Genomic DNA, 21673 nt, shown 5'->3' on the forward strand with positions numbered 1-21673 from the left:
TACTGTTTAAGAGCCCGGGCGACCGAGACCAGTCGGCCCGGCTCCACGGCTACGAAGCCGGAAAAATCTGAACATCGTCGAAGCGAAGCCCCGCACGAGCGCCACGCTCGGGCAAGCGACCGCTCGTGTCGATCTCGACGGCGATGTCGTCGACACGCGCCTCGACGCGCCACGTACCACCCCGCTTGTGCACGGCGCCGACGACGATCGACAGCGCACCGGGATCGCCATCCCCCAATAGCGCCTCGTGCGGGCGGAAGTGCAGTTCGGCCGGTCCGTTGGCGAGCGCCTTCGGAGAAACGTCGAGCGCCTGTCCGTGATGCAGGACGCGGCCATCGACGACCGTCACCGGGATACGGTTGGTCTCCCCGACGAATTCGGAGACGAACGGCGTGGCGGGCATGTCATAGACTTCGCGCGGGGTCCCGATCTGTTCGATGACACCGCGGTTCATGATGACGACGCGGTCGGCAAGCTCGAGCGCCTCCTCCTGGTCATGCGTGACGAACACCGAGGTCAGGCCAAGCCGGTCGTGCAGCTCGCGCAGCCAGCGGCGCAGGTCCTTGCGGACCTTGGCATCGAGCGCGCCAAAGGGTTCGTCGAGCAGCAGCAGGCGGGGCTCGACTGCGAGCGCCCGCGCCAGCGCGACACGCTGGCGCTGACCGCCCGAGAGTTGTGCTGGATAGCGATGGCCAAGATCGGGCAGCTGGATCAGGTCGAGCAGTTCGGTGACGCGCGCGCGGATGTCTGCCTTTGCCGGGCGATCGCGGCGGGCACGGACGGTCAGGCCGAACGCGATGTTGTCGGCGACGGTCATGTGACGGAACAGCGCGTAGTTCTGGAACACGAAGCCGATCTGGCGTTCGGCAGCGGGCGTCCCGGTCATGTCGGCGCCGTCGAACAGGACATGGCCGCTATCGGGGAAGTCGAGCCCCGCGATCATGCGGAGCAGCGTCGTCTTGCCCGAGCCTGACGGGCCCAGCAGCGCGAGGAACTCGCCCGGACGCGCTTCCAGGCTGACGTCGTTCAGCGCGGCGAACTGGCCGAACCGCTTAGATACGGCGTCGATGACGATACTCAATGCGCACTCCTTGCCTGATGATAGCCGAACCGCCATTCGAGCAGGCTCTTCAACACGAGCGTGACGAGCGCGAGCGACGCGAGCAGCGATGCCACCGCAAACGCGCCGACGAAGTCATATTCGTTGTACAGGATCTCGACGTGGAGCGGCATGGTGTTGGTCAGGCCGCGGATATGGCCCGACACCACCGACACCGCGCCGAATTCGCCCATCGCACGCGCGTTGCAGAGCAGCACGCCGTAGAGCAGGCCCCAGCGGATATTGGGCAGGGTGACATGCCAGAAGGTCTGCCACCCCGACGCGCCGAGCGACACCGCGGCCTCTTCGTCGTCGCGACCCTGCTCGGCCATCAGCGGGATGATCTCGCGCGCGACGAACGGAAAGGTGACGAACACGGTGGCGAGCACGATGCCCGGCACCGCGAAGATGACCTTCCAGTTGTGCGCGATCAGCCACGGCCCGAACCAGCCCTGAGCGCCGAACATCAGTACGAAGATGAGGCCGGCGACGACGGGCGACACCGAGAAGGGCAGGTCGATGAGCGAGATCAGCAGGCTTTTCCCACGGAAGTCGAACTTGGTGATCGCCCAGGACGCGACGACGCCGAACACGCAGTTGAGCGGCACCGAAATCGCCGCGACCAGCAGGGTCAGCCGGATCGCCGCACGCGCGTCGGGCTGGCCGATTGCGTCGACGAACATCGGCCAGCCCTTGGCAAAGGCCTGAACGAACACGACGACGAGCGGCAGCGCGAGGAAGAGTGCGAGGAAGAGGAGACCGACGCCGATCAGGATCCGCCGGGCGACGGGGCTTTCGCTGGACGCGGCGCGGGTCATTTCGCGCTCCGCTTCGTACGCCACGCCTGGAGCAGATTGACCAGCAGCAGCATCGAGAAGGAGGCGACCAGCATGACGCACGCGATCGCGGTCGCGCCGGGATAGTCGAACTGTTCGAGCTGGGTGACGATCAGCAACGGCGCGATCTCCGACTTGTACGGCATGTTGCCCGCGATGAAGATGACCGAGCCATATTCGCCGACGCCGCGCGCGAAGGCGAGCGCGAAGCCGGTCAGGAGCGCGGGTGCGATGGCGGGCAGGATGACCCGGCTGAACGTCTGCCACCGGGTTGCCCCGAGCGTCGCTGCGGCTTCCTCGACATCGGCGCCGAGGTCGGCGAGCACGGGCTGGACCGAGCGCACGATGAACGGCAGGCCGATGAAGATGAGCGCGACGACGACGCCGAGCGGGGTGTAGGCGACGCGGATGCCGAGCGGTGCGAGCAGCGACCCGATCCAGCCGTTTTCGGCATAGAGCGACACCAGCGCGATGCCCGCGACCGCGGTCGGCAGCGCAAAGGGCAGGTCGACCGCGGCGTCGACGAACTTCTTGCCCGGAAACTCATAGCGCGCGAGGATCCAGGCGATCAGCAGGCCGAACACCGCGTTGACCGACGCGGCCAGCAGCGCGGTACCGAAGCTGAGCTTGTAGGCGGACAGCGCGCGCGCCGAGAGCCCGACCGCGACGAACCCGTCCCAGCCAAGCCCCGCCGCGCGCAGGAAGATCGTCGACAGCGGGATGAGCACGATCAGGCATAGCCAGACGATCGTCAGCCCCATCGTCAGCCCGAACCCGGGAATGACCGACCGTCGCGCGCGGCGAGCGCGGCCGGGCCTGGCGCCGAGGCGCGCGACGTCAGCCACCGACGAGGATCCGAACGATCGCATTCCCGATCAGCGCTTCGGACCCGAATAGATCCGGTCGAACACGCCGCCGTCTGCAAAGAAGCGGGGCTGCGCAACCTTCCATCCACCGAAATCGCGAATGGTGCGCATCTCGATCTTCGGGAACAACGTCGCATAGCGCGCCAGCACCGCAGGATCGCGGGGGCGATAATAGTTCTTGGCGACGATGTCCTGGCCCTCGGGCGTGTAGAGGAACCGGAGATAGGCCTCAGCGACCTTCTCGGTACCGTGCGCCTTGGCATTGGCGTCGACGACCGCGACCGATGGCTCGGCGAGCACCGAGATCGACGGCACGACGATGTCGAACTTGCCGCTGCCGAGTTCCTTTTCGGACAGGAACGCCTCGTTCTCCCAGGCGATCAGCACGTCGCCGAGCCCGCGCTCGACGAAGGTGGTGGTGGCGCCGCGTGCGCCCGAATCGAGGACCGGGACATGGCCGTAGAGCTGCGAGACATAGGCCTGCGCGGCGGCGTCGGATCCGCCCCCGGCCTTCTTCCCATAGGCCCAGGCCGCGAGGAAGTTCCAGCGTGCACCGCCGCTGGTCTTGGGGTTGGGCGTGATCACCTGGACGCCGGGTTTGACCAGATCGCTCCAGTCGCGAATCTGCTTGGGATTGCCCTTGCGGACCAGGAACACGATCGTCGACGTATAGGGCGCGCTGTTGTCGGGCAGGCGCGTTTCCCAGTTGGCGGGCAGCAGCTTCGCACGCTCGGCAATCGCATCGACGTCATAGGCGAGCGCCAGCGTGACGACGTCGGCGCCCAGGCCGTCGATCACCGCGCGCGACTGCTTGCCCGATCCGCCATGGCTCATGTTGAACCGCACCGTCTGGCCGGTGTCCTGCTTCCACTTGGCGGCGAACGCGGTGTTCACCGCCTTGTAGAGTTCGCGGGTCGGATCGTAGCTGACGTTGAGCAACTCGACCGATCCGTCCTTGCCCGTGCTCGAGGGCGACGAGCAGCCCGCGACGATCGCAGCAAGCGCCAGGCCGATATGCGTGCGGTTCAGTCTCATCCAGTCCCTCCGGTTCGCGTAATCCCTATCGCGTCGGTAGTGGTGGGGAATAGCCGCAAAGCTTGGCCATGCCAAAGCCTGGGTATCCGGCAGGCGTCACATCTGCAGCGGATCGGCATAGCCGGTGAGCTCGAGATAGCCGCTGCCGCCCGCCGTGCGGACCGCGCCTTCCCAGTAGACGGGCATGCCGCTGCGGCGGGCATCGAGCTCCTGATCGGCGAACAGCGGATCGAGGCGGAAGCGGCGGACCCCTTCGGGGAGGCGAATGGTGAGGCGTTGCGTCACGGGGTAGAGCGCCCCGGTGCGCGGCGAGCGCCACTGGCGGAGCGGATCGAACCGGACGTCGGCGGGCGCGAACCGGACGACGCGACCATCCGCACGCCGCAGCGATCCACCCGCCCAGAGCGGCTTGCCGTCGCGGCCACGAATGCGGAACGCCATCAGCGCCCCCCCGTCATCGAGATTGAGCCCGGTCCAGTCCCAGCCTACCGCGCCGCCGCCCAGATAGTCCGACGACCATTCCCGGTCGAGCCACGCCTGTCCGGTAACGCGTTGCGGTGTGCCGTTCCGCACCAGCTGCCCCGCCACCGCGAGATGCGGGATCGAGTAATAATAGCTCGCCTGTTCGGGCCGCGGACCCTTCTGGCTGTACCCCGCGTTCCCCTGGAGCAGGGGCGGCTGGCGCGGTGTCAGCGTCAGCGTCAGCGCGAAATCGCCGGTGGTAACGGTGGTCGTGAACCGGCCGTCGGGTCGCCTGCGGATATGCCAGTCCTTGAGTGTGACGTCGGTATCGCCGATGCGTGCCTGGGCCAGGCCGAACCCCGCCCGTGCCGCCCGCTCCCCGTGCAGAAGATGGCCGAGCTTCGGGTCGGAGAGCGCTGCGTGCGCGAACAGGATCTGCTTGGGGGCAAAGCGGCTGGGGTTCGCCGCGTCGGTGCCCGGGGTGGTCCGGAAGAAGGTGATCTGGAAGCCGAGGTTGCGACCCTCCTGCGTCTTCAGCAGACCGGTGACATACCACCATTCGGTGCGGAAGGCCGGATGCGCGCCGTGTTCGCGCGGGAAGGTGAAGGAGGCGCCGGGACGGACGACGGGATAGCCGGTCGCGGCCGGCGTCGCGGCGGTCAGCGCCAGCGCTGCAAACGTAAACACGGGGCGCATCACCAGTCCTCCCTGACCATGCGGACCGCATCGGCGGCGATCGCGCGCCGGCCGGCAAGCACCGCGGTACCCGCCGCCGCAACGATCAGCGCAAGTGCTACTCCGCCGACGCTACCCCAGGGGATGCGCGTCGCCATCGTCCAGTTGAACGACTGCGGATTGATCACATGGACGAGCACCTGTGCCATCACCCCGCCGAGCGTGATCCCGGCGATGCCACCGACGAGACCGAGCAACGCCCCCTCGGTCGCCAGCATCGCGACGATCTGCCGCTTTGCGACGCCGATATGCCGGAGCATCCCGAATTCGCGCGTGCGGGCGATCGTCTGCGCGGACATGGTCGCGGCGACGCCCGCCAGCCCGACGAGGATCGCGACCCCCTCGAGCAGATAGGTGACGGCGAAACTGCGATCGAAGAGTTCGAGGGCATAGCGGCGCAGGGTGGCCGGGCGCGCGATCGAGACGAGGCCGGCGAGCGCCGGGGGCGCCGCCGCGGTCAGCGCGCGCTCGACGGTGCGGGGATCCGCGCCGCGGGCGAGCGTGATCGCCGCCTCGGCCCGCGTGCGGTCGCCGGTGGCGCGCGTATAGTCGGTGTCGCGGACGATGATCGCGCCTTGCTGGCGGGCATAGTCGCGCCAGATCCCCGCGACGACGTACCGGCCGGCGATCGGCAGCGTGACGCTGTCGCCGACCGACCAGCCGTAGAGCCGCGCGGCGGGCTCCGAGATCCACATCGGCGCGGTGCCGGCGGGGCGGGCGCGTCCGCTTTCGAGCAGCACGAGGCTGGGGTCGGGGCCATCGGTCTCAACCGGGCGTGCGATCAGCGAGACGGGCGGCCGGTCCGGCGCGAGCGTCAGCGGGATCTGCCGGCTATACGCGATCGCCGCGATGCCGGGTACTGTGCGCAACCGGGCCTGCGCCGTGGGATCGAGACCGGTGCCACCCTCGACCCGGAGATAGAGATCGTCCGAGAGGACCTGACCCAGCCATTCGTCGACCGCGCCGCGAAAGCTGGTGACCATCACCGCCATCGCGATCATCAGCGCGGTGCTTGCGACGATCCCGCACAGCGCGGTGGCGGCCTGGGCGGGGGCACCGTGGAGGTGGCGGATCGCGAGGTCGACGGGGACGGACCGCCCGGCACCGCGGCTGAGCGGTGCGAGCAGCGTGCGCGCGAGCCAGGGCATGCCGGCGATGCCGCCTGCGAGTATCAGCGCCATGCTCGCAAACCCGAACAGGGGCAGGCCGCCGATCGCCGGGAGCAGCGCCGCGCCACCACCGAGCAGGATCAGGATGGCCGCGGGGCGGACGGGCATGGGGGTCCGGGGGTCGATGACGTCGCCGGCGTTGCGCAGCGCCGCGGCGGGGGCGGCACGCGCCGCGATCCGCGCCGGCAGGACGCTGCCCGCGACCGCAGCCAGCAGGCCAAGCGCGAAGAAGCCGATCGCGGCAGCGGGCGCGAAGGCCAGCCGCACGCGGCCATCGGCGAAATAGCCTGCGCCAAGGTCCGCGCCGAACCGGGCGAGCGCGGCATAGGCCAGCGCATAGCCGAGCAGCAGACCGAGCGCGGCGCCGATCACGCCGATCGCCAGCCCCTCCAGCGCGACGGTCGCGACGATCCCGTTGCGCGGCAGGCCGAGCGTGCGGACGAGCGCAAAGGCCCGCAACCGGCGGGCCACCGACAGCGACTGCGCGGAAAAGACGAGGAACCCGCCGGTCAGCAATGCGACCAGCGCGAGCATGTCGAGATTGACGCGGTACGCGCGGGACAGCGCGTCGCTGCGGGTCGCATCACTGGCGTCGCTGCCGATCGCCGCGTCGCGCGGAAGGATGGTGGCAAGGCGTGGAGGGGCGGCGCCGTCCTGCTGTTTCACGTCGATCCGGTCGAGGCGGCCGAGCCGGTCGAAGCGCCACTGCGCCGCGGCGATGTCGATCACGCCGATCGCCTCGCCCTCGGCTACTCCCGGCAACCGGCCGGCGACGCGCATCGTCGCGGTTCGTCCGTTCGCGGCGACGACGAGCATCGCGCCGGGACGGGCATTCACGTTGCGCATCGCCGCGGCGGACAGATAGAGCGCGGCGTCGTCGAACGCCGCGTCGCCCCGCCGGTCGATGCCGGCGGGGGCGACGCCGACCAGCGACGGCGTGACCTGTGCCGCGCGGATCACGTCGAGACCGAGCAGGGTGACGGGCCGCCTCCCGATCGTCGCGCGCAGGATGACGACCGGGCTTGCGTCCGCGACGCCGGCCGCGGTCGCGACTCTGGGATAAAGCGCCTCGTCGAAGCCGAGCGGGCTGGTCGCGTTGACCTGAAGATCCGCGCTACCCTTGACGGTGCGCAATGCGCCTTCGAACGACGACAGCGCCGATCCGTTGACGAGGTGGACCGCGAAGCCGAGCGCGACACCGATGGCGATCGCGATCGCGGTGAGGGCAAGCCGCGCGGGATGGGCGCGCCACTCGCCACCGATCATCCAGCCCAGCGCGAGCCGCGCCGACAGGATGCTCATCGCGCGTGTTCCAGCCCGCTTGCGGTCAGCGTCAGAACGTCGTCGGCGATCGCGGCGGCGGCCGCCGAGTGGGTGACGATGATCGCGGCGACGCCCTGTTCGCGAACCGCGTCGGAAAACAGCGTCAGTATCTTCGCGGCGGTGTCGGGGTCGAGATTGCCCGTCGGCTCGTCCGCGAGGATCAGCGCGGGACGATGGACGAGCGCGCGCGCGATCGCGACGCGCTGCAGCTCGCCGCCCGACAGGTCGCGGGCATAGCCGTCGCCGCGGGTGCCGAGCCCGACCCGCGCGAGCATCGCCTGTGCCTGGTCGGCGATCGCGCGGCGGTCGGTCGACACGAGCGCGAGCGGGAGCGCGACGTTCTGGCGCAGGGTCAGATAGGGCAGGACGTGGAAGGCCTGGAACACGAACCCGATCCGCGTCGCGCGCAGCCGCGTCAGCGCGGCCTCGTCGAGCGTGTCGAGGATCGTGTCCTCGATCGCGACATGCCCCGCATCGGGCGCGTCGAGCCCGGCAAGGATGTTGAGCAGCGTCGATTTGCCGACGCCGCTTTCGCCGACGATCGCGATCAGCTGGCCGGCACGCGCGGTGAGGTCGAGTCCGCGGAAGAGCTGACGGCCGCCGGGGACCGACTTTTCGAGCGCGGTGACGCGGAGCAGGGCGCGGTCTTGCATGGGGGGCTCATGCCACGGTGCGCGGCCGGGGGACAGCGCGGCGGTGTTGCCATGGGTTGTCTTGGGGGCTGGTTTTAGTGGGAGCGTGGCTGCGAAGGGGTGAGCTTTGGGTTGGCCGATACCGCGTGCTCCCGCGGCGCCCTTAATAGCGCCTCCCCGGCGGAGGCCGGGGTCCAGTTGGAGAGGTGGGAGTAACGAAAGGCGACGCCTGCCATAACCGTCCCCCAACTGGGCCCCGGCCTTCGCCGGGGAGGTGTCTTTGGGTAGGCATGCGCGTCTTTACTGGGCGTTGGAACAGGCCAGCGCCGCGGCAAAGCCGCGGCGTCGGACGGGGCTTTTGGCCCCGCCGGCCGGGCCTGACGCGGGTCCGCGCCGGAGCTTGCGCTCCGGCTTGGGCGTCAGGCCGCGAACTGGTTCATCGTGTTGTGGACGCCGCCGGCCTTCAGCGCCGCCTCGCCCGCGAAATACTCCTTGTGATCGTCGCCGAGATCGGAGCCCGACATGTTCTGGTGCTTCACACAGGCGATGCCCTCGCGGATTTCCTTGCGCTGGACGCCCTTCACATAGCCGAGCATCCCTGCATCGCCGAAATACTCCTTGGCGAGATTGTCGGTCGAGAGCGCCGCGGTGTGATAGGTCGGCAGCGTGATCAGGTGGTGGAAGATCCCCGCGCGCTTCGCCGAATCCGCCTGGAAGGTGCGGATGCGCTCGTCCGCCTCGTCGCCGAGCGGCGTGCCGTCATAGTCGACACTCATCAGGCGCGTCCGGTCATAGGCCGACACGTCGCGGCCGGCTTCGCTCCATGCATCGAACACCTGCTGGCGGAAGTTCAGCGTCCAGTTGAAGCTGGGCGAGTTGTTGTAGACGAGCTTCGCGTTGGGAACGACCTCGCGGATGCGGTCGACCATCCCGGCAATCTGTTCGATGTGCGGCTTCTCGGTCTCGATCCAGAGCAGGTCGGCGCCGTTCTGCAAGCTTGCTATGCAGTCCATCACACAGCGATCCTCGCCGCTGCCGGCACGGAACTGGAACAGGTTGGAGGGCAGGCGCTTCGGGCGGAGCAGCTTGCCGTCGCGGTTGAGGATGACGTCGCCATTCTGCGCGGTCGCGGGGTCGATCTCCTCGCAATCGAGATAGGAGTTATACTGGTCGCCGAGATCGCCGGGCGTCTTGCTGACTGCGATCTGCTTGGTCAGGCCAGCCCCGAGCGAGTCGGTGCGCGTGACGATGATGCCGTCCTCGACGCCGAGCTCGAGGAATGCGTAACGGCAGGCGCGGACCTTGGCGAGAAAGTCCTCGTGCGGGACGGTAACCTTGCCGTCCTGATGCCCGCACTGCTTCTCGTCGCTGACCTGGTTCTCGATCTGAAGCGCGCAGGCGCCCGCTTCGATCATCTTGCGCGCGAGCAGGTATGTCGCCTCGGCATTGCCGAAGCCTGCGTCGATATCGGCGATGACGGGGACGACGTGCGTCTGGTGGTTCTCGATCGCGTTGAGCAGGCGCTTCTCCTCGATCGCGTTGCCCGCCGCGCGCGCCGTATCGACGTCGCGGAACAGCATGCCGAGTTCGCGCGCATCCGCCTGGCGCAGGAAGGTGTAGAGTTCCTCGATCAGCGCGGGGACGCTCGTCTTCTCGTGCATCGACTGGTCGGGAAGGGGCCCGAATTCGCTGCGGAGCGCGGCGACCATCCAGCCCGAGAGGTAGAGATAGCGGCGGTCGGTGGTGCCGAAATGCTTCTTGATGCTGATCATCTTCTGCTGCGCAATGAAGCCGTGCCAACAGCCGAGCGACTGGGTGTAGTTCGCCGGGTCGGTGTCATAGGCGGCCATGTCGCGGCGCATGATCCCCGCGGTGTAGCGGGCGATGTCGAGACCCGAGCGGAAGCGGTTCTGCGCGCGCATCCGGGCGACCGATTCGGCGGAAATTCCGTCCCAGGTGCCGTTCCGCGCGGCGATCAGCTGGTCGATCTGGGTAAGGTCGGTCTGGAAGGTCATGCTGCATCCTCGTTCCGCGTTTGATGACGGATCGGTACACAAAATGACAACGAACTGCCCGGGTCGAGGGAGTAGCTACAGCGTCGCGCTGTCAAACTCCTGCGCGTGCCTGAGTCTTCTTGTCACGTTTGTGACAGCACGCGGTTATGCCGTGGCGGCCTGTGCCGTGCCGGCGCCGTGCAGTGCCGGGTCGAGCAGGCCCTGCCGCTTGGCGACGATCGTCGGGACGAGCGCCTGCCCGGCGACGTTGACCGCAGTACGGCCCATGTCGAGGATCGGGTCGATCGCGAGCAGCAGGCCTGCGCCCTCGAGCGGGAGGCCGAGCGTCGACAGCGTGAGCGTCAGCATGACGACCGCGCCGGTCAACCCTGCGGTGGCGGAGGACCCTAGCACCGACACGAGCACGATCAGCACATAGTCGGCGGCATGCAGCGGAATGCCGTAATATTGGGCGACGAAGATCGCCGAGACCGCAGGATAGATCGCGGCGCACCCGTCCATCTTGGTCGTGGCAGCGAGCGGCACGGCGAAGGCGGCATAGGTGCGGGGGACGCCGAGGCCGCGTTCGACGACATCCTCGGTCACCGGCAGCGCGGCGATCGACGAGCGCGACACGAAGCCGAGCTGGATTGCGGGCCAGGCGGCGGCGAAGAACCGCCGCGGGCTGAGCCCGTTGGCGAGCAGGAGCAGTGGGTAGACCACGAACAGTACGATCGCGAGCCCGGCATAGACCGCGATGCTGAACGCGCCGAGCGCCGACAGCGATTGCCAGCCATAGCGGACGATCGCGTTGCTGAGCAGTGCACCCGTACCGATCGGCGTCAACCGTATCACCCAGCGCAGGATGCGGCGGAAAAGCGCGAGCGCCGATGCGTTGAAGGCCAGGAACGGCGCGCCCGCATCGCCGATCCGGACCGCGGCGATCCCGATCGTGATCGCGATGACGATGATCTGCAGGACGTTGAACGACAGCGCAGTCCGCGCGGTCTCGTCGGTCAGCTTGGTCGACGCCTCGAGCCCGAGGATATTGGCAGGGACGAGCCCGCGCAGGAAGTCGAGCCACGACCCGGCGGTCGTCGGCGCGACCGCGCTGGCGGCACTGACCCCCGCGGTCACGCCGGGCTGGATCACCAGCGCGAGGACGATGCCGATCGACACCGCGATCAGCGCGGTGATCGCGAACCAGGCGAGCGTGCTGATGACCAACCGGCGTGCATTGTCGAGATCGCGCAGCGCGGCGATCGACGCGATGATCGCCGTGAAGACGAGCGGGACGACAAGCGTCTTGAGCAACTGCACGAAGATCTCGCCGACGATGCGCAGCGTCTCAGCAAGGCCCGATCCCGCGCCGGTCCCGCGCGCGACGAAGCCGAGCGCGAGCCCGGCGATCATCCCGATCAGAACCTGTAATCCGAACGATCGCCGTAATGTCTGCATGGCCGCTGTCCCGTATGAACCGGACGAAATACAGCTTCTGCACGGTGCGGTGCAACGAAGACGCTGTCCGTGCCGGGATAGCCGAGCTTGTCGATCGCGCGGCGCGCCAATCAGCGGATGATCGGGAATTCCTCGCGAAACCGGTCGACGAGTGTCTCGATCCGGTCGATGTCCTCGGCACTGCCCGAGGGCGTGACCGACCAGTTGCAATGCGCGTGCGTGTCGGTCGAATAGACCCGGACCTCGCCGACCGCCATGCGCCAGCGACGCCGGTCGCCGAGATGGTCGCGGGTCAGAACGGTCACGAGCCGATCGCGCAATTCGCTGGCGGTCAGCATCGCGGTGCGAAGCGGGTAACGGGGCAGGGCAGGTGGAGCAGCATGGCACGGGCGTTACCGCGCCCGTCGCGTCGTGGCACCCCCCAAAGGGCTATCAGGTCGGATCGCTTTCCTCTGAAATCGAAACGACCGGCAGCGGGGCGCCGCCGCCAAGCACCGGGCCGGCATGTGCCGAACCGATATGAATGCGGACACCCGACGCCAGATGCACGCGTGGTGTTGCGGCGGAGGACTCAGATGGTGTCGACAGCGCAGTCTCCACCCCCGGCATGGTCCGGCCGCGATGGACGGTGACGCCGGATCCCGCCGTACCGGGTTCGGTGGAGGCGGACGGGGACGCGGCGAGGATCGTATCGGGCGCAGCAACGCGCGTCGGTTCGACGCCCGCATAGGTCTGGCGGAAGCTCAGCGCGCGCTCCATCGCGCCGCGCCAGCGATAGAAGATATGGGCGCCGACCGCGCCGACCCGGCTGAGGCTTGGCGCCCACCAGGGCAGGATCGAAGCGGCGTGGTAGGAGGTCGAGGCGCCGACCGGGGCGAAGACGCTGCCGTCGAACGCGGCGCGCGCGACCGATGCGGCCCTTGCCCAGGCGGCACCGTCGCGGGGGTGGTTCATCGAACCGTCGCAGGTGAAGCTGAACTGGCAGCCGGTGCGCCGTGTCGACCCCTGATAGACGACCCCGCAGACGCTGTGCGGAAAGGCACGGTCGCGCACGCGGTTGAGCACGACCTGTGCGACCGCGCGCTGGCCATCGGTCGGTTCGGATCGCGCCTCGTAATAGACCGCGGCGGTCAGGCAGGCGATCGCGCGCTGGCGGTCGTCGTCACTTTGCGCGGCGCCGGGAAAAGCGGGCGCGGCGGCGAGGGTGCGCGGGGTGTCGTCGGTGGAGGCTGCAGAGCCGGCAAAAGCGCGGTCGAGCGGTTCGGCGGGCGCCTCGAGCGCGAGCCCGGCGAGCAGGTTGCGCGCTTCTGCTGCGTCACGGACAGGGACGTCCGCAAGCGGTCCAGCCACGCGCGTCGACGGGGGAACGCACGAGGTACTGGCGGCGATCGCGGCGAAACCGAGCACTGTTCTCTTGAGCATGGGGTAGGTCGCGCGTCGTGACAGGAAGCCTGCGCGTACCACCCGGATGTTAGATAGTGGTTAAGCCCCCGGCGTGGCGCCGACGAGGCTAAGTCCGACCGCCTCGGCGACCTTGATGCCGTCGACGCCGGCCGACAGGATCCCGCCCGCATAGCCCGCGCCTTCGCCGGCGGGAAACAGGCCGATCGTGTTCAGGCTCTGAAAATCGTCGCCGCGCGTGATCCGGACGGGGGACGAGGTACGCGTCTCGACCCCGGTGAGGACCGCGTCGGGGTGATCATAGCCGGGAATGTCGCGACCAAATACCGGCAGCGCCTCGCGCATCGCGGTGACCGCGAACTCAGGGAGGCATTCGGCGAGATCGGTGAGGTGGACGCCGGGGCGGTAGGACGGGATGACCGAGCCGAGCGCGCTCGACGGGCGGCCGGCGAGGAAATCGCCGAGGCGCTGCGCGGGGGCCTTATAGTCCGAACCACCCGCGACATAGGCGCGCGACTCCCAATGGCGCTGCAACTCGATGCCCGCCAGTGGATTGCCGGGATAGTCACGCGCAGGATCGATGCCGACGACGAGTCCCGAATTGGCGTTGCGCTCGTTTCGCGAATATTGGCTCATGCCGTTGGTGGCGACGCGGCCTTCCTCGGACGTCGCCGCGACGACGGTACCGCCCGGGCACATGCAGAAGCTGTAGACGGTGCGCCCGTTCGTGCAGTGATGCGACAGGCTGTACGCGGCGGCGCCGAGATCGGGGTGGCCGGCACAGGGGCCGAACCGCGCCTCGTCGATCCAGGATTGCGGATGTTCGATGCGGACGCCGATCGAGAAGGGCTTCGCCTCAAGGAAGACGCCGCGGTCATGGAGCATGTGAAAGGTGTCGCGCGCGCTGTGCCCGACCGCGAGCACGACATGATCCGCCTCGAGATAGTCGCCGGTATGCAGATGGAGCCCGCGGATGCGGCGCGTGCCGTCCGCATCGACCGCGATGTCGAGATCGTCGACGCGGTGCTCGAAGCGATATTCACCGCCGAGCGACTCGATCGTCGCGCGCATCGCCTCGACCATCGTCACCAGCCGGAACGTGCCGATATGCGGATGCGCCTCGGTCAGGATCTCGGGGGGAGCGCCGGCCTTGACGAACTCGGTGATGACCTTGCGGCCGAGATGGCGGGGATCCTTGATCTGGCTCCACAGCTTGCCGTCGGAGAAGGTGCCCGCGCCGCCCTCGCCGAACTGGACGTTGGACTCGGGGTTGAGGACGCTGCGGCGCCACAGACCCCAGGTGTCCTTGGTGCGTTCGCGGACCAGCTTGCCGCGGTCGAGGATGATCGGGCGGAACCCCATCTGCGCGAGGATGAGGCCGGCGAACAGGCCGCACGGCCCTGTTCCCACGACGACCGGGCGACGCGCGCCCGGCGTCTCGGGTGCCTTGGCGACGTGGCGGTAGCCGGTATCGGGCGTCGTGTTGACGTGACGGTCCTTGCGGAACCGCGCGAGGATCGTCGCCTCGTTCTTCGCGGTGACGTCGATCGAATAGACGAGCTGGATGTCCATCTTGTCGCGCGCGTCATGCGCGCGCCGCGCGACGGTATAGCGGATCAATTCGCGGGGGGTGATGCGCAGCCGCTTGCAGACCGCGGCGGGGATCGCTTCGTCGGCATGGTTGAGCGGCAGCTTGAGTTCGGTGATGCGGAGCATGGGGCCCTGTAACGCGGGCCGCGTGGTTTCGCCATGAGCTGTGGTACCGAAGCGCAGACCGTGCAGGCCTTGCCCTGGAACGGCCCGGACTGCACGGTATCGGCATCCGGGAACAAGGGAGCTAGCCGATCAACAGCGCCGTCGTCATCGTCGCGATGCTTACCTATGGCACCGCGTTGTTCGGGATCGCCTGGGTCGTCGATCGGCGCGGGCTTTCGCCGCGCATGGCGCGGATCGCCTATCCCTTGTCGCTGGCCGTCTATTGCAGCAGCTGGACGTTCTTCGGCGGCGTCGGCACCGCGGCGACGCGCGGCTGGGATTATCTGTCGATCTATCTCGGCCCGGCGCTGGTGTTCCTGCTCGCGCCGGGATTCCTGACGAAGCTCGTCCGGCTGGCGCGCGACGAAGGGTCGAGCTCGATCGCCGACTTCATCTCGGCGCGTTATGGTCGCAGCCGGAGTACCGCGGCGATCGTCGCGGGAACCGCGCTGGTCGCGTCGATCCCCTATATCGCGCTGCAGCTGCGATCGGTGACGCTCAGCTTCGGCGCGCTGGTCGGGATCGGCGGATCGGTGCTGGTCGGGCCGCTCGTCGCGCTGCTGCTGGCGACGTTCGCGATCAGCTTCGGCGCGCGACGCTATGAAGTGGCGGGTGGCAATACCGGCGTGGTCGCGGCGATCGCGGCGGAGTCGCTGATCAAGCTGCTCTGCTTCGTGGCGCTCGGCGGATTTGCGCTGACGCTGCTCGCGACGATGCCGGCCGCGCGGATCACGCTGCCGCTGACCGGGTTCGTCGAGGGTTTCGCGCCCGGCGCGCTGACCCCCGACTTCTTCGTCCGCACGCTGCTATCCGCCTGCGCGATTCTGTGTCTGCCGCGTCAATTCTATGTCGGGATACTAGAAGCGAGCGGCCCGGCGGCGGTGCGGCGCGCGCGCTGGCCGTTCATCGCCTATCTCGCGGTGATCTCGGTGATGGTCCTGCCGCTCGTGCTCGCGGGGTTGGCGGTGCTGCCCGCCGATACGCGACCCGACCTCTATGTGCTGGCGGTCCCGCTGGCGCGCGACAACGATCCGATGGCGCTGCTCGCGTTCATCGGCGGGTTTTCCGCCGCGACCGCGATGGTCGTCGCCGAGACGATCGCGCTGTCGACGATGGCGACCAACGACCTGCTGGCCCCATTACTGCTGCGGCGGCAGACCGATGGCGGGGAGGGCGATCTGGGGCGGCGGCTGCTGCGTGTCCGGCGCGTGATCATCGCCGCGATCGTCGCCGCGGCTTTGTGGTACGGCACGAGCATCGGCGACGAGCTGTCGCTCGCATCGATCGGGCTGATCGCGTTTGCCGGCGTTGCGCAGTTCGCGCCCGCGCTGATCGCAACCGTCGGCTGGGGCTTTGCCGATACCCGGGCGGCACGCGGCGGGTTAATCGGCGGCGTCGTCGTCTGGGCCTATTGCCTGTTGATGCCCTCGGTATTGGGTGGTTTCGGCGCCAGTCTTGCGAAAGCGAGCGGCGGACTGCTCGACCCCGATGCGCTGATGCGGGTCGCGCTCGGGTCCCCACTGGTCAACGGCACGATCTGGAGCCTGGGCGTGAATATCGCGCTGATGGCGGGGCTGCACCTGTACGCGGCGCGGCGGCGGGTGTTCGGGGGACGGCACAGCGTGCTGGATCACGTTACGACCTTTGGCGAGCTGAAGATCCTGGTCGCGCGCTTCGTCGGCGATGCCGAAGCCGCAGAGGGGCTGGACCCGCTGTCACGCGATCCGGGCGCGCCGATCGACGGACGCGCGGCCCGTCAGGCGGAGCGGCTGATCGCGGGCGTGATCGGCGCACCCTCGGCGCGGCTGATCGTGACGTCGAGCCTGGCGGGTTCGGCGATGGACGTAGGCGACGTCGTCCGGCTGCTCGACCAGCGGGGGCGCAGCCTGCGCTTCTCGCGGTCGCTGCTGTCGGCAACGCTGGAGACGATCGACCCGGGCGTCAGCGTGATCGACGCCAATCTGAGGCTGGTCGCGTGGAATCCGCGCTATGTCGAGATGTTCGACTATCCCGAGGACTATGTGATCGCCGGACGGCCGATCGCCGATCTGATCCGCTACAATGCCGAGCGCGGCGAATGCGGGCCGGGTGGCGTCGAAGCGCATGTGTCGCGCAGGCTCGCACATCTCGAACGCGGCCTTCCGCACAGTTTCGAGCGGCTTCGACCGTCGGGGCGGTGGATCAAGACAGTGGGTCAGGCAATGCCGGGCGGCGGCTATGTCCAGAGCTTCACCGACATCACCGCGGAGAAGACCGCGCAGGCGGAATTGGAGGCCCGGGTCGAGGCGCGGACGCATGATCTGGCGCAGTCGAATACGATGCTCGACGAGGCGCGGCGGCATGCCGAGACCGCGACGCGCGACAAGACCCGGTTCCTCGCGGCGGCAAGCCATGACCTGCTTCAGCCGCTTCATGCCGCCCGGCTCTTCTGCGCGGCGCTCGACGAGGGCAAGGCGCCGCACCAAGCCGACCTGGTTCGCGCGATCGATGGCGCGATCGGGTCGGCGGATACGCTGCTGCGGGCCTTGCTCGACGTGTCGCGGCTCGATGCGGGCGGGGTCGTGCCGAAGATCGAGCAGTTCGTGCTCGGGGACCTGATCGAGGAACTGGCCGCCGAGTTCCGGCCGCTTGCCGGCGAACGCGCGTTGAACCTCGCCTCGCACCCGGGGGCGCACATCGTTGCCACCGACCGGTCGCTGCTGCGCTCGATCCTGCAGAACTTCCTATCAAACGCGGTACGCTACACGCCGTCGGGGCGGATCTGGATCGGCGCGCGGCGGCGCGGCGGTGACGTCCTGGTCGAGGTGCGGGATAGCGGGCCGGGCATCGCGGCGGGTGACCGTGAACGGATTTTTGCCGAGTTCGAGCGGGTGGAGAGCAAGGGCAGCGCGGGCGGCGGTGTCGGCCTGGGGCTGGCGATCGTGCAGCGGATCGCGCAACTGCTCGACCTGCGGATCGAATTGCGGTCGCAGCCGGGTGCGGGATCGACCTTCGCCGTTCGCGTTCCGCTGGCGGCGCATGCGACGCTGCCCGACCGTGCCAGGACGGCCCCGGTCCTGCGCGACCTGCCGCCGGGGCTGCGCGTGCTGTGCCTCGACAATGATGCCGCCATTCTCGCGGCGCTCGACGCGGCGCTCCGGTCGCGGCGCTGCGTCCCGCTGCTGGCGGCGACGATCGAGGAGGCGATGACACTGGCGGCGGACGAGGAGCCCGACGTCGCGCTGATCGATTTCCATCTCGAGGTGGCGCAGGACGGACTGGACGTTGCCGAACGCCTGTCGGCGATGGCGCCGGCGCCCGCGATCGCGCTGGTGACCGCGGACCGCAGCGCGGCGGACGATCCGCGCTGTGCCGGGATCACCGTCCTGACCAAGCCGGTGGTGCCAGGCGAGCTATGGGCATTCCTCGAACAGGCATCAGCGGCCGCGGCTGCGGTTTGAGGTGCTGACCCAGCGCGCCTATTTGGTCGGGGCGCTGGTGAAGTCGATCTTGATGCGGACCCAGGCGCCGATCATCTTCTTGCCGCCGACCCGGGGCGGCAGCACGCGGAACTGCCATGCGGCCTGGCGCATTGCGCGGGCCAGCCCCGAGCCGACCGGGGATTCGCCGAGCGACCGGCAATTCTCGACCCTGTAATTCTCCGCGGTCCGGCAGGCGATGAGCGCCCAGCTGCCCGGGGGGGCGCCATTGGGAACATAGCCCGCAAGTTCGGCATGGCTCGGTTCGGTATACCATTCGGCATTGTAGAGCCGCTCGCCACTTGGACCTTCGCCTGGGCCGTAGGCAGAGCCGCTGTCCTTGCCGGCGCCCGCGCCATCGGTGTCGGATCCGCCAGCCTGGCGATCGCCCGGGTGCGACGGGATTTTCGATATGTCCGCCGAATCGAACAACTCCATGCCGCCCGCCAGCATCTTGGGGAAGGCCGGGGCAGGCGTGACGGGGCGCGGGTCGGATGCCGGCGCGGTCGATGGCGGGCGGGGCGATCTGGGCGAGGCGCCGCCGGCGACCTTCTTCGCCTTTTCGATCACCGGGCGTTGCGGGGTCTCGGGTTTCGTCTCGCGGTCGGGTAGCAGGCGGAAGCTGCTGGGCGGGGGCGTCGGCTCGGGCTTGGTCGGCGTTGGCGCGAGCCGCAGCAGCAGGAGAATGACGACGACATGCGCGGCGATCGCCAGCAGGAATGAACGCGCGCGCCGCCAAAGCGGCTGGCGCGATCGGTTCGACGCGGACAGGTAGGACGTCGAAGCCATTGATGGTCGCCTAGACCGCGCAGGAGGGTGTCGCAAGACGTCGATTGCCGTGCGGCTAGTCTTGCGAGTGGGAGGCGGTCGGCTAGTCGGCGAAGCGAATGTCGAGCGCGCGCGCGGCAAGCACCGCCTGGGTGCGGTTCTGGACGCCGAGCTTGCGCAGGATCGCGGTCATGTGGCCCTTTACGGTCGCCTCCGACACGCCGAGATCGAACGCGATCTGCTTGTTAAGGCGCCCCGCAAGGACGCCGAGCAGCACTTTCAATTCGGTCGGGGTAAGGCTGGCGACGCGATTGGAGATGTCGTCGGCCGGTAGGGCGGCGACGGGGGCGTCGCGGTCGCCCGCCAGCGCGCGGGCGACCGCATTTTCGAGCGTGGCGAGATCGGCGGTCTTCGACACGAAGCCGACCGCGCCATAGGCGCGCGCGCGCGGCGCGGCCTCCGCCTCGTCGGCGGACGAGATGACGACGATCGGCGTGTCGGGACGCTCAGCATGCAGCAGCGCGACACCCGCAAAGCCCTCCGACCCCGGCATCCGCAGATCGAGCAGGATGAGATCGAGGCGGGCGGCGCCGCGCGCCGCCTCGATCGCCTCGCCGAGCTGCCCCGCCTCGAGGATCGTCGCATCGGGGGCCGCGCGACCGACCGCCAGCTTCAACGCCTGGCGAAACAGCGGGTGGTCGTCGGCGATCAGGATCGTGCTCGCGGTCATGCGAAGGCGGCGGTGGCCTTTTCGCGACCCGTGATCAGCGCGTCGACGACCGTCGGATCGGCGAGCGTCGAGGTATCGCCCAGACCGTCGAGCTGGTTCTCGGCGATCTTGCGCAGGATCCGGCGCATGATCTTGCCCGAGCGCGTCTTGGGCAGGCCGCGGGCGAACTGCAGGACATCGGGCGTCGCGATCGGACCGATCTCGCGGCGGACCCATTGCACGAGTTCCTTGCGCAGCTCCTCGCTGGGTTCGGCATTCGCGTTGAGCATGACATAGGCATAGATGCCCTGGCCCTTCACGTCGTGCGGCATGCCGACGACCGCGGCTTCGGCAACCTTCGAATGCGCGACCAGCGCGCTCTCGACCTCGGCAGTGCCCATGCGGTGGCCGCTGACGTTGATGACGTCGTCGACGCGGCCGGTGATCCAGTAATAGCCGTCCGCGTCGCGGCGGCAGCCGTCACCGGTGAAATACTTGCCCGGATAGGTCGAGAAATAGGTCTGGAAGAAGCGCGCATGATCGTTCCACACGGTCCGGATCTGCCCGGGCCAGCTGTCGGCGATCACGAGATTGCCCTCGACCGCGCCGTCCAGCACCTTGCCGTCGGCATCGACCAGCTCGGGCACCACGCCGAACAATGGCTTGGTCGCGCTGCCGGGCTTGAGCGCGGTCGCGCCGGGGAGCGGGCTGATCATGTGTCCGCCGGTCTCGGTCTGCCACCAGGTGTCGACGATCGGGCAGCGGCCTTCACCGACGACATTGTGATACCAGTTCCAGGCCTCGGGGTTGATCGGCTCGCCGACCGACCCGAGCAGCCGGAGCGACTTGCGGCTGGTCCGCGTGACCCAGTCGTCCCCTTCGCGCATCAGCGCGCGCAGCGCGGTCGGCGCGGTGTAGAGCGTGCTGACCTGATATTTGTCGACGATTTGCCAGAAGCGGCTGTGGTCGGGGTAATTGGGGACGCCCTCGAACATCACCGTCGTCGCGCCGTTGGCGAGCGCGCCGTACAGCGAATAGGTGTGCCCCGTGACCCAGCCGACATCGGCGGCGCACCAGAAGACTTCGCCTTCTCGGTAGTCGAACACATATTCATGCGTCATCGACGCCCAGATGAGATAGCCGCCGGTGGTGTGGAGCACGCCCTTGGGCTGGCCGGTCGATCCGCTGGTGTAGAGGATGAACAGCGGATCCTCGGCGTTCATTGGCTCGGGCGCGCAGTCGGTCGACTGGTCCGCGACGCACTCGTGATACCAGCAATCGCGGCCGTCGGTCATTGCGATGTCGCCGCCGGTGCGGCGGACAACGATGACCGTCTCGACGCCGAGATCGCCCTGATCGAGCGCGGCATCGACATTGGCCTTCAGCGGAATCGTCTTGCCGCCGCGCAGCCCTTCGTCCGCAGTAATGACGACGCGACTGTCGCAATCGTGAATCCGGTTGCACAGGCTGTCGGGCGAGAAGCCGCCGAACACAACCGAATGGATCGCGCCGATCCGTGCGCAGGCGAGCATCGCGAACGCGGCTTCGGGGATCATCGGCAGATAGATCGTGACGCGGTCGCCCTTCGCAACGCCGCGTGCCTTCAGCGCATTGGCGAGCCGCGAGACTTCGTCGCGCAGCTCGGCGTAGCTGATCGTGCGCGAGTCGGCGGGGTCGTCGCCTTCCCAGAGGATCGCGGTCGCGTCTGGGCGTGTATCGGCGTGGCGATCGACGCAATTGGCGGCGACGTTGAGCTGGCCGTCCTCGAACCAGCGGATGCGGAAATCGGCCTCGTCGAACGATGTGTCCTTGATCTTGGTCGGGGGAACGATCCAGTCGAGCCGCTGCGCCTCTTTCGCCCAGAAGGCATCGGGATCAGTCGCGGCCTCGGCATACATCCGGTCATAGGCGGCGGCATCTATCCGTGCGTCCTTGGCCCATGCTGCGGGAACGGGATAGCTGGCCTCGGTCAT

At 68.5% G+C, this 21673-nt stretch carries 16 protein-coding genes; 1 reads left to right on the top strand and 15 read right to left on the bottom strand.

The features are described from left to right. Window positions 1–49 precede the first annotated feature (49 nt). The 12 genes from IFT87_RS12285 to IFT87_RS12340 form a co-directional block, all read right to left on the bottom strand. Window positions 50–1081 (bottom strand): sulfate/molybdate ABC transporter ATP-binding protein, encoded by a 1032-nt coding sequence (locus IFT87_RS12285; protein ID WP_197975251.1) that lies wholly within the window; start codon window positions 1079–1081, stop codon window positions 50–52. Continuing rightward, on the bottom strand, window positions 1078–1917 hold the full coding sequence (gene cysW, locus IFT87_RS12290) for a sulfate ABC transporter permease subunit CysW (protein ID WP_031395573.1): 840 nt from the start codon (window positions 1915–1917) through the stop codon (window positions 1078–1080). Before cysW ends, IFT87_RS12285 begins: the two co-directional genes overlap by 4 nt. Beyond that, window positions 1914–2780 carry a sulfate ABC transporter permease subunit CysT gene (cysT, locus tag IFT87_RS12295; RefSeq protein ID WP_037527960.1) on the bottom strand — a complete coding sequence of 289 codons (867 nt, stop codon included), beginning with the start codon at window positions 2778–2780 and terminating at the stop codon, window positions 1914–1916. Before cysT ends, cysW begins: the two co-directional genes overlap by 4 nt. A 30-nt stretch (window positions 2781–2810) precedes the next feature. After that, complete coding sequence (locus IFT87_RS12300; protein ID WP_192008654.1) at window positions 2811–3836, bottom strand: sulfate ABC transporter substrate-binding protein; 1026 nt, start codon at window positions 3834–3836, stop codon at window positions 2811–2813. Window positions 3837–3932: 96 nt separating this feature from the next. After that, entirely contained in the window at window positions 3933–4994 is a 1062-nt protein-coding gene (locus tag IFT87_RS12305) for a lipocalin-like domain-containing protein (protein ID WP_037527959.1), read from the bottom strand. Beyond that, window positions 4994–7504, bottom strand: coding sequence for an FtsX-like permease family protein (locus tag IFT87_RS12310; protein WP_192008656.1), 2511 nt, complete (start codon window positions 7502–7504; stop codon window positions 4994–4996). The genes IFT87_RS12305 and IFT87_RS12310 overlap by 1 nt, the downstream gene beginning before the upstream one ends. Beyond that, complete coding sequence (locus IFT87_RS12315) at window positions 7501–8178, bottom strand: ABC transporter ATP-binding protein (protein WP_192008658.1); 678 nt, start codon at window positions 8176–8178, stop codon at window positions 7501–7503. The genes IFT87_RS12310 and IFT87_RS12315 overlap by 4 nt, the downstream gene beginning before the upstream one ends. A gap of 398 nt (window positions 8179–8576) precedes the next feature. After that, window positions 8577–10172 (bottom strand): isocitrate lyase, encoded by a 1596-nt coding sequence (locus IFT87_RS12320; protein WP_037528735.1) that lies wholly within the window; start codon window positions 10170–10172, stop codon window positions 8577–8579. A 144-nt stretch (window positions 10173–10316) separates the two neighbouring features. Next, window positions 10317–11609: a dicarboxylate/amino acid:cation symporter gene (locus tag IFT87_RS12325; protein WP_192008660.1), complete on the bottom strand. Its 1293-nt coding sequence runs from the start codon at window positions 11607–11609 to the stop codon at window positions 10317–10319. A 110-nt stretch (window positions 11610–11719) separates the two neighbouring features. Next, window positions 11720–11914: a hypothetical protein gene (locus tag IFT87_RS12330; RefSeq protein ID WP_333952831.1), complete on the bottom strand. Its 195-nt coding sequence runs from the start codon at window positions 11912–11914 to the stop codon at window positions 11720–11722. Window positions 11915–12041: 127 nt separating this feature from the next. Then, window positions 12042–13031: a cell wall hydrolase gene (locus IFT87_RS12335; protein WP_084215055.1), complete on the bottom strand. Its 990-nt coding sequence runs from the start codon at window positions 13029–13031 to the stop codon at window positions 12042–12044. A 60-nt stretch (window positions 13032–13091) separates the two neighbouring features. After that, a complete protein-coding gene (locus IFT87_RS12340; RefSeq protein WP_031439479.1) occupies window positions 13092–14726 on the bottom strand; it encodes an NAD(P)/FAD-dependent oxidoreductase in 1635 nt (544 codons plus the stop codon). Window positions 14727–14881: 155 nt separating this feature from the next. Between IFT87_RS12340 and IFT87_RS12345 the strand changes: the two genes are divergently transcribed. After that, window positions 14882–18205, top strand: a complete 3324-nt coding sequence (locus IFT87_RS12345; RefSeq protein WP_192008662.1) for a hybrid sensor histidine kinase/response regulator — start codon at window positions 14882–14884, stop codon at window positions 18203–18205. Between the two features lie 18 nt (window positions 18206–18223). Here IFT87_RS12345 and IFT87_RS12350 read toward each other — a convergent pair whose 3' ends face one another. The 3 genes from IFT87_RS12350 to acs form a co-directional block, all read right to left on the bottom strand. Further along, window positions 18224–19012 (bottom strand): hypothetical protein, encoded by a 789-nt coding sequence (locus IFT87_RS12350; protein WP_031439477.1) that lies wholly within the window; start codon window positions 19010–19012, stop codon window positions 18224–18226. A gap of 82 nt (window positions 19013–19094) precedes the next feature. Beyond that, entirely contained in the window at window positions 19095–19721 is a 627-nt protein-coding gene (locus tag IFT87_RS12355; protein WP_037528739.1) for a response regulator transcription factor, read from the bottom strand. Then, window positions 19718–21673 (bottom strand): acetate--CoA ligase, encoded by a 1956-nt coding sequence (gene acs / locus IFT87_RS12360; RefSeq protein ID WP_192008663.1) that lies wholly within the window; start codon window positions 21671–21673, stop codon window positions 19718–19720. The genes IFT87_RS12355 and acs overlap by 4 nt, the downstream gene beginning before the upstream one ends.

The organism is Sphingomonas sp. CFBP 8765 (assembly GCF_014841445.1).
Taxonomy (GTDB): domain Bacteria; phylum Pseudomonadota; class Alphaproteobacteria; order Sphingomonadales; family Sphingomonadaceae; genus Sphingomonas; species Sphingomonas aerolata.

What these genes read in the sequence shown, in the direction of transcription:
- IFT87_RS12315 (WP_192008658.1), bottom strand. Translation starts at nt 8,178, where the DNA reads ATGCAAGACCGCGCCCTGCTCCGCGTCACCGCGCTCGAAAAGTCGGTC.
- IFT87_RS12300 (WP_192008654.1), bottom strand. Translation starts at nt 3,836, where the DNA reads ATGAGACTGAACCGCACGCATATCGGCCTGGCGCTTGCTGCGATCGTC.
- cysW (WP_031395573.1), bottom strand. Translation starts at nt 1,917, where the DNA reads ATGACCCGCGCCGCGTCCAGCGAAAGCCCCGTCGCCCGGCGGATCCTG.
- acs (WP_192008663.1), bottom strand. Translation starts at nt 21,673, where the DNA reads ATGACCGAGGCCAGCTATCCCGTTCCCGCAGCATGGGCCAAGGACGCA.
- IFT87_RS12355 (WP_037528739.1), bottom strand. Translation starts at nt 19,721, where the DNA reads ATGACCGCGAGCACGATCCTGATCGCCGACGACCACCCGCTGTTTCGC.
- IFT87_RS12335 (WP_084215055.1), bottom strand. Translation starts at nt 13,031, where the DNA reads ATGCTCAAGAGAACAGTGCTCGGTTTCGCCGCGATCGCCGCCAGTACC.
- IFT87_RS12305 (WP_037527959.1), bottom strand. Translation starts at nt 4,994, where the DNA reads ATGCGCCCCGTGTTTACGTTTGCAGCGCTGGCGCTGACCGCCGCGACG.
- IFT87_RS12320 (WP_037528735.1), bottom strand. Translation starts at nt 10,172, where the DNA reads ATGACCTTCCAGACCGACCTTACCCAGATCGACCAGCTGATCGCCGCG.
- IFT87_RS12310 (WP_192008656.1), bottom strand. Translation starts at nt 7,504, where the DNA reads ATGAGCATCCTGTCGGCGCGGCTCGCGCTGGGCTGGATGATCGGTGGC.
- IFT87_RS12345 (WP_192008662.1), top strand. Translation starts at nt 14,882, where the DNA reads ATGCTTACCTATGGCACCGCGTTGTTCGGGATCGCCTGGGTCGTCGAT.
- IFT87_RS12325 (WP_192008660.1), bottom strand. Translation starts at nt 11,609, where the DNA reads ATGCAGACATTACGGCGATCGTTCGGATTACAGGTTCTGATCGGGATG.
- IFT87_RS12340 (WP_031439479.1), bottom strand. Translation starts at nt 14,726, where the DNA reads ATGCTCCGCATCACCGAACTCAAGCTGCCGCTCAACCATGCCGACGAA.
- IFT87_RS12350 (WP_031439477.1), bottom strand. Translation starts at nt 19,012, where the DNA reads ATGGCTTCGACGTCCTACCTGTCCGCGTCGAACCGATCGCGCCAGCCG.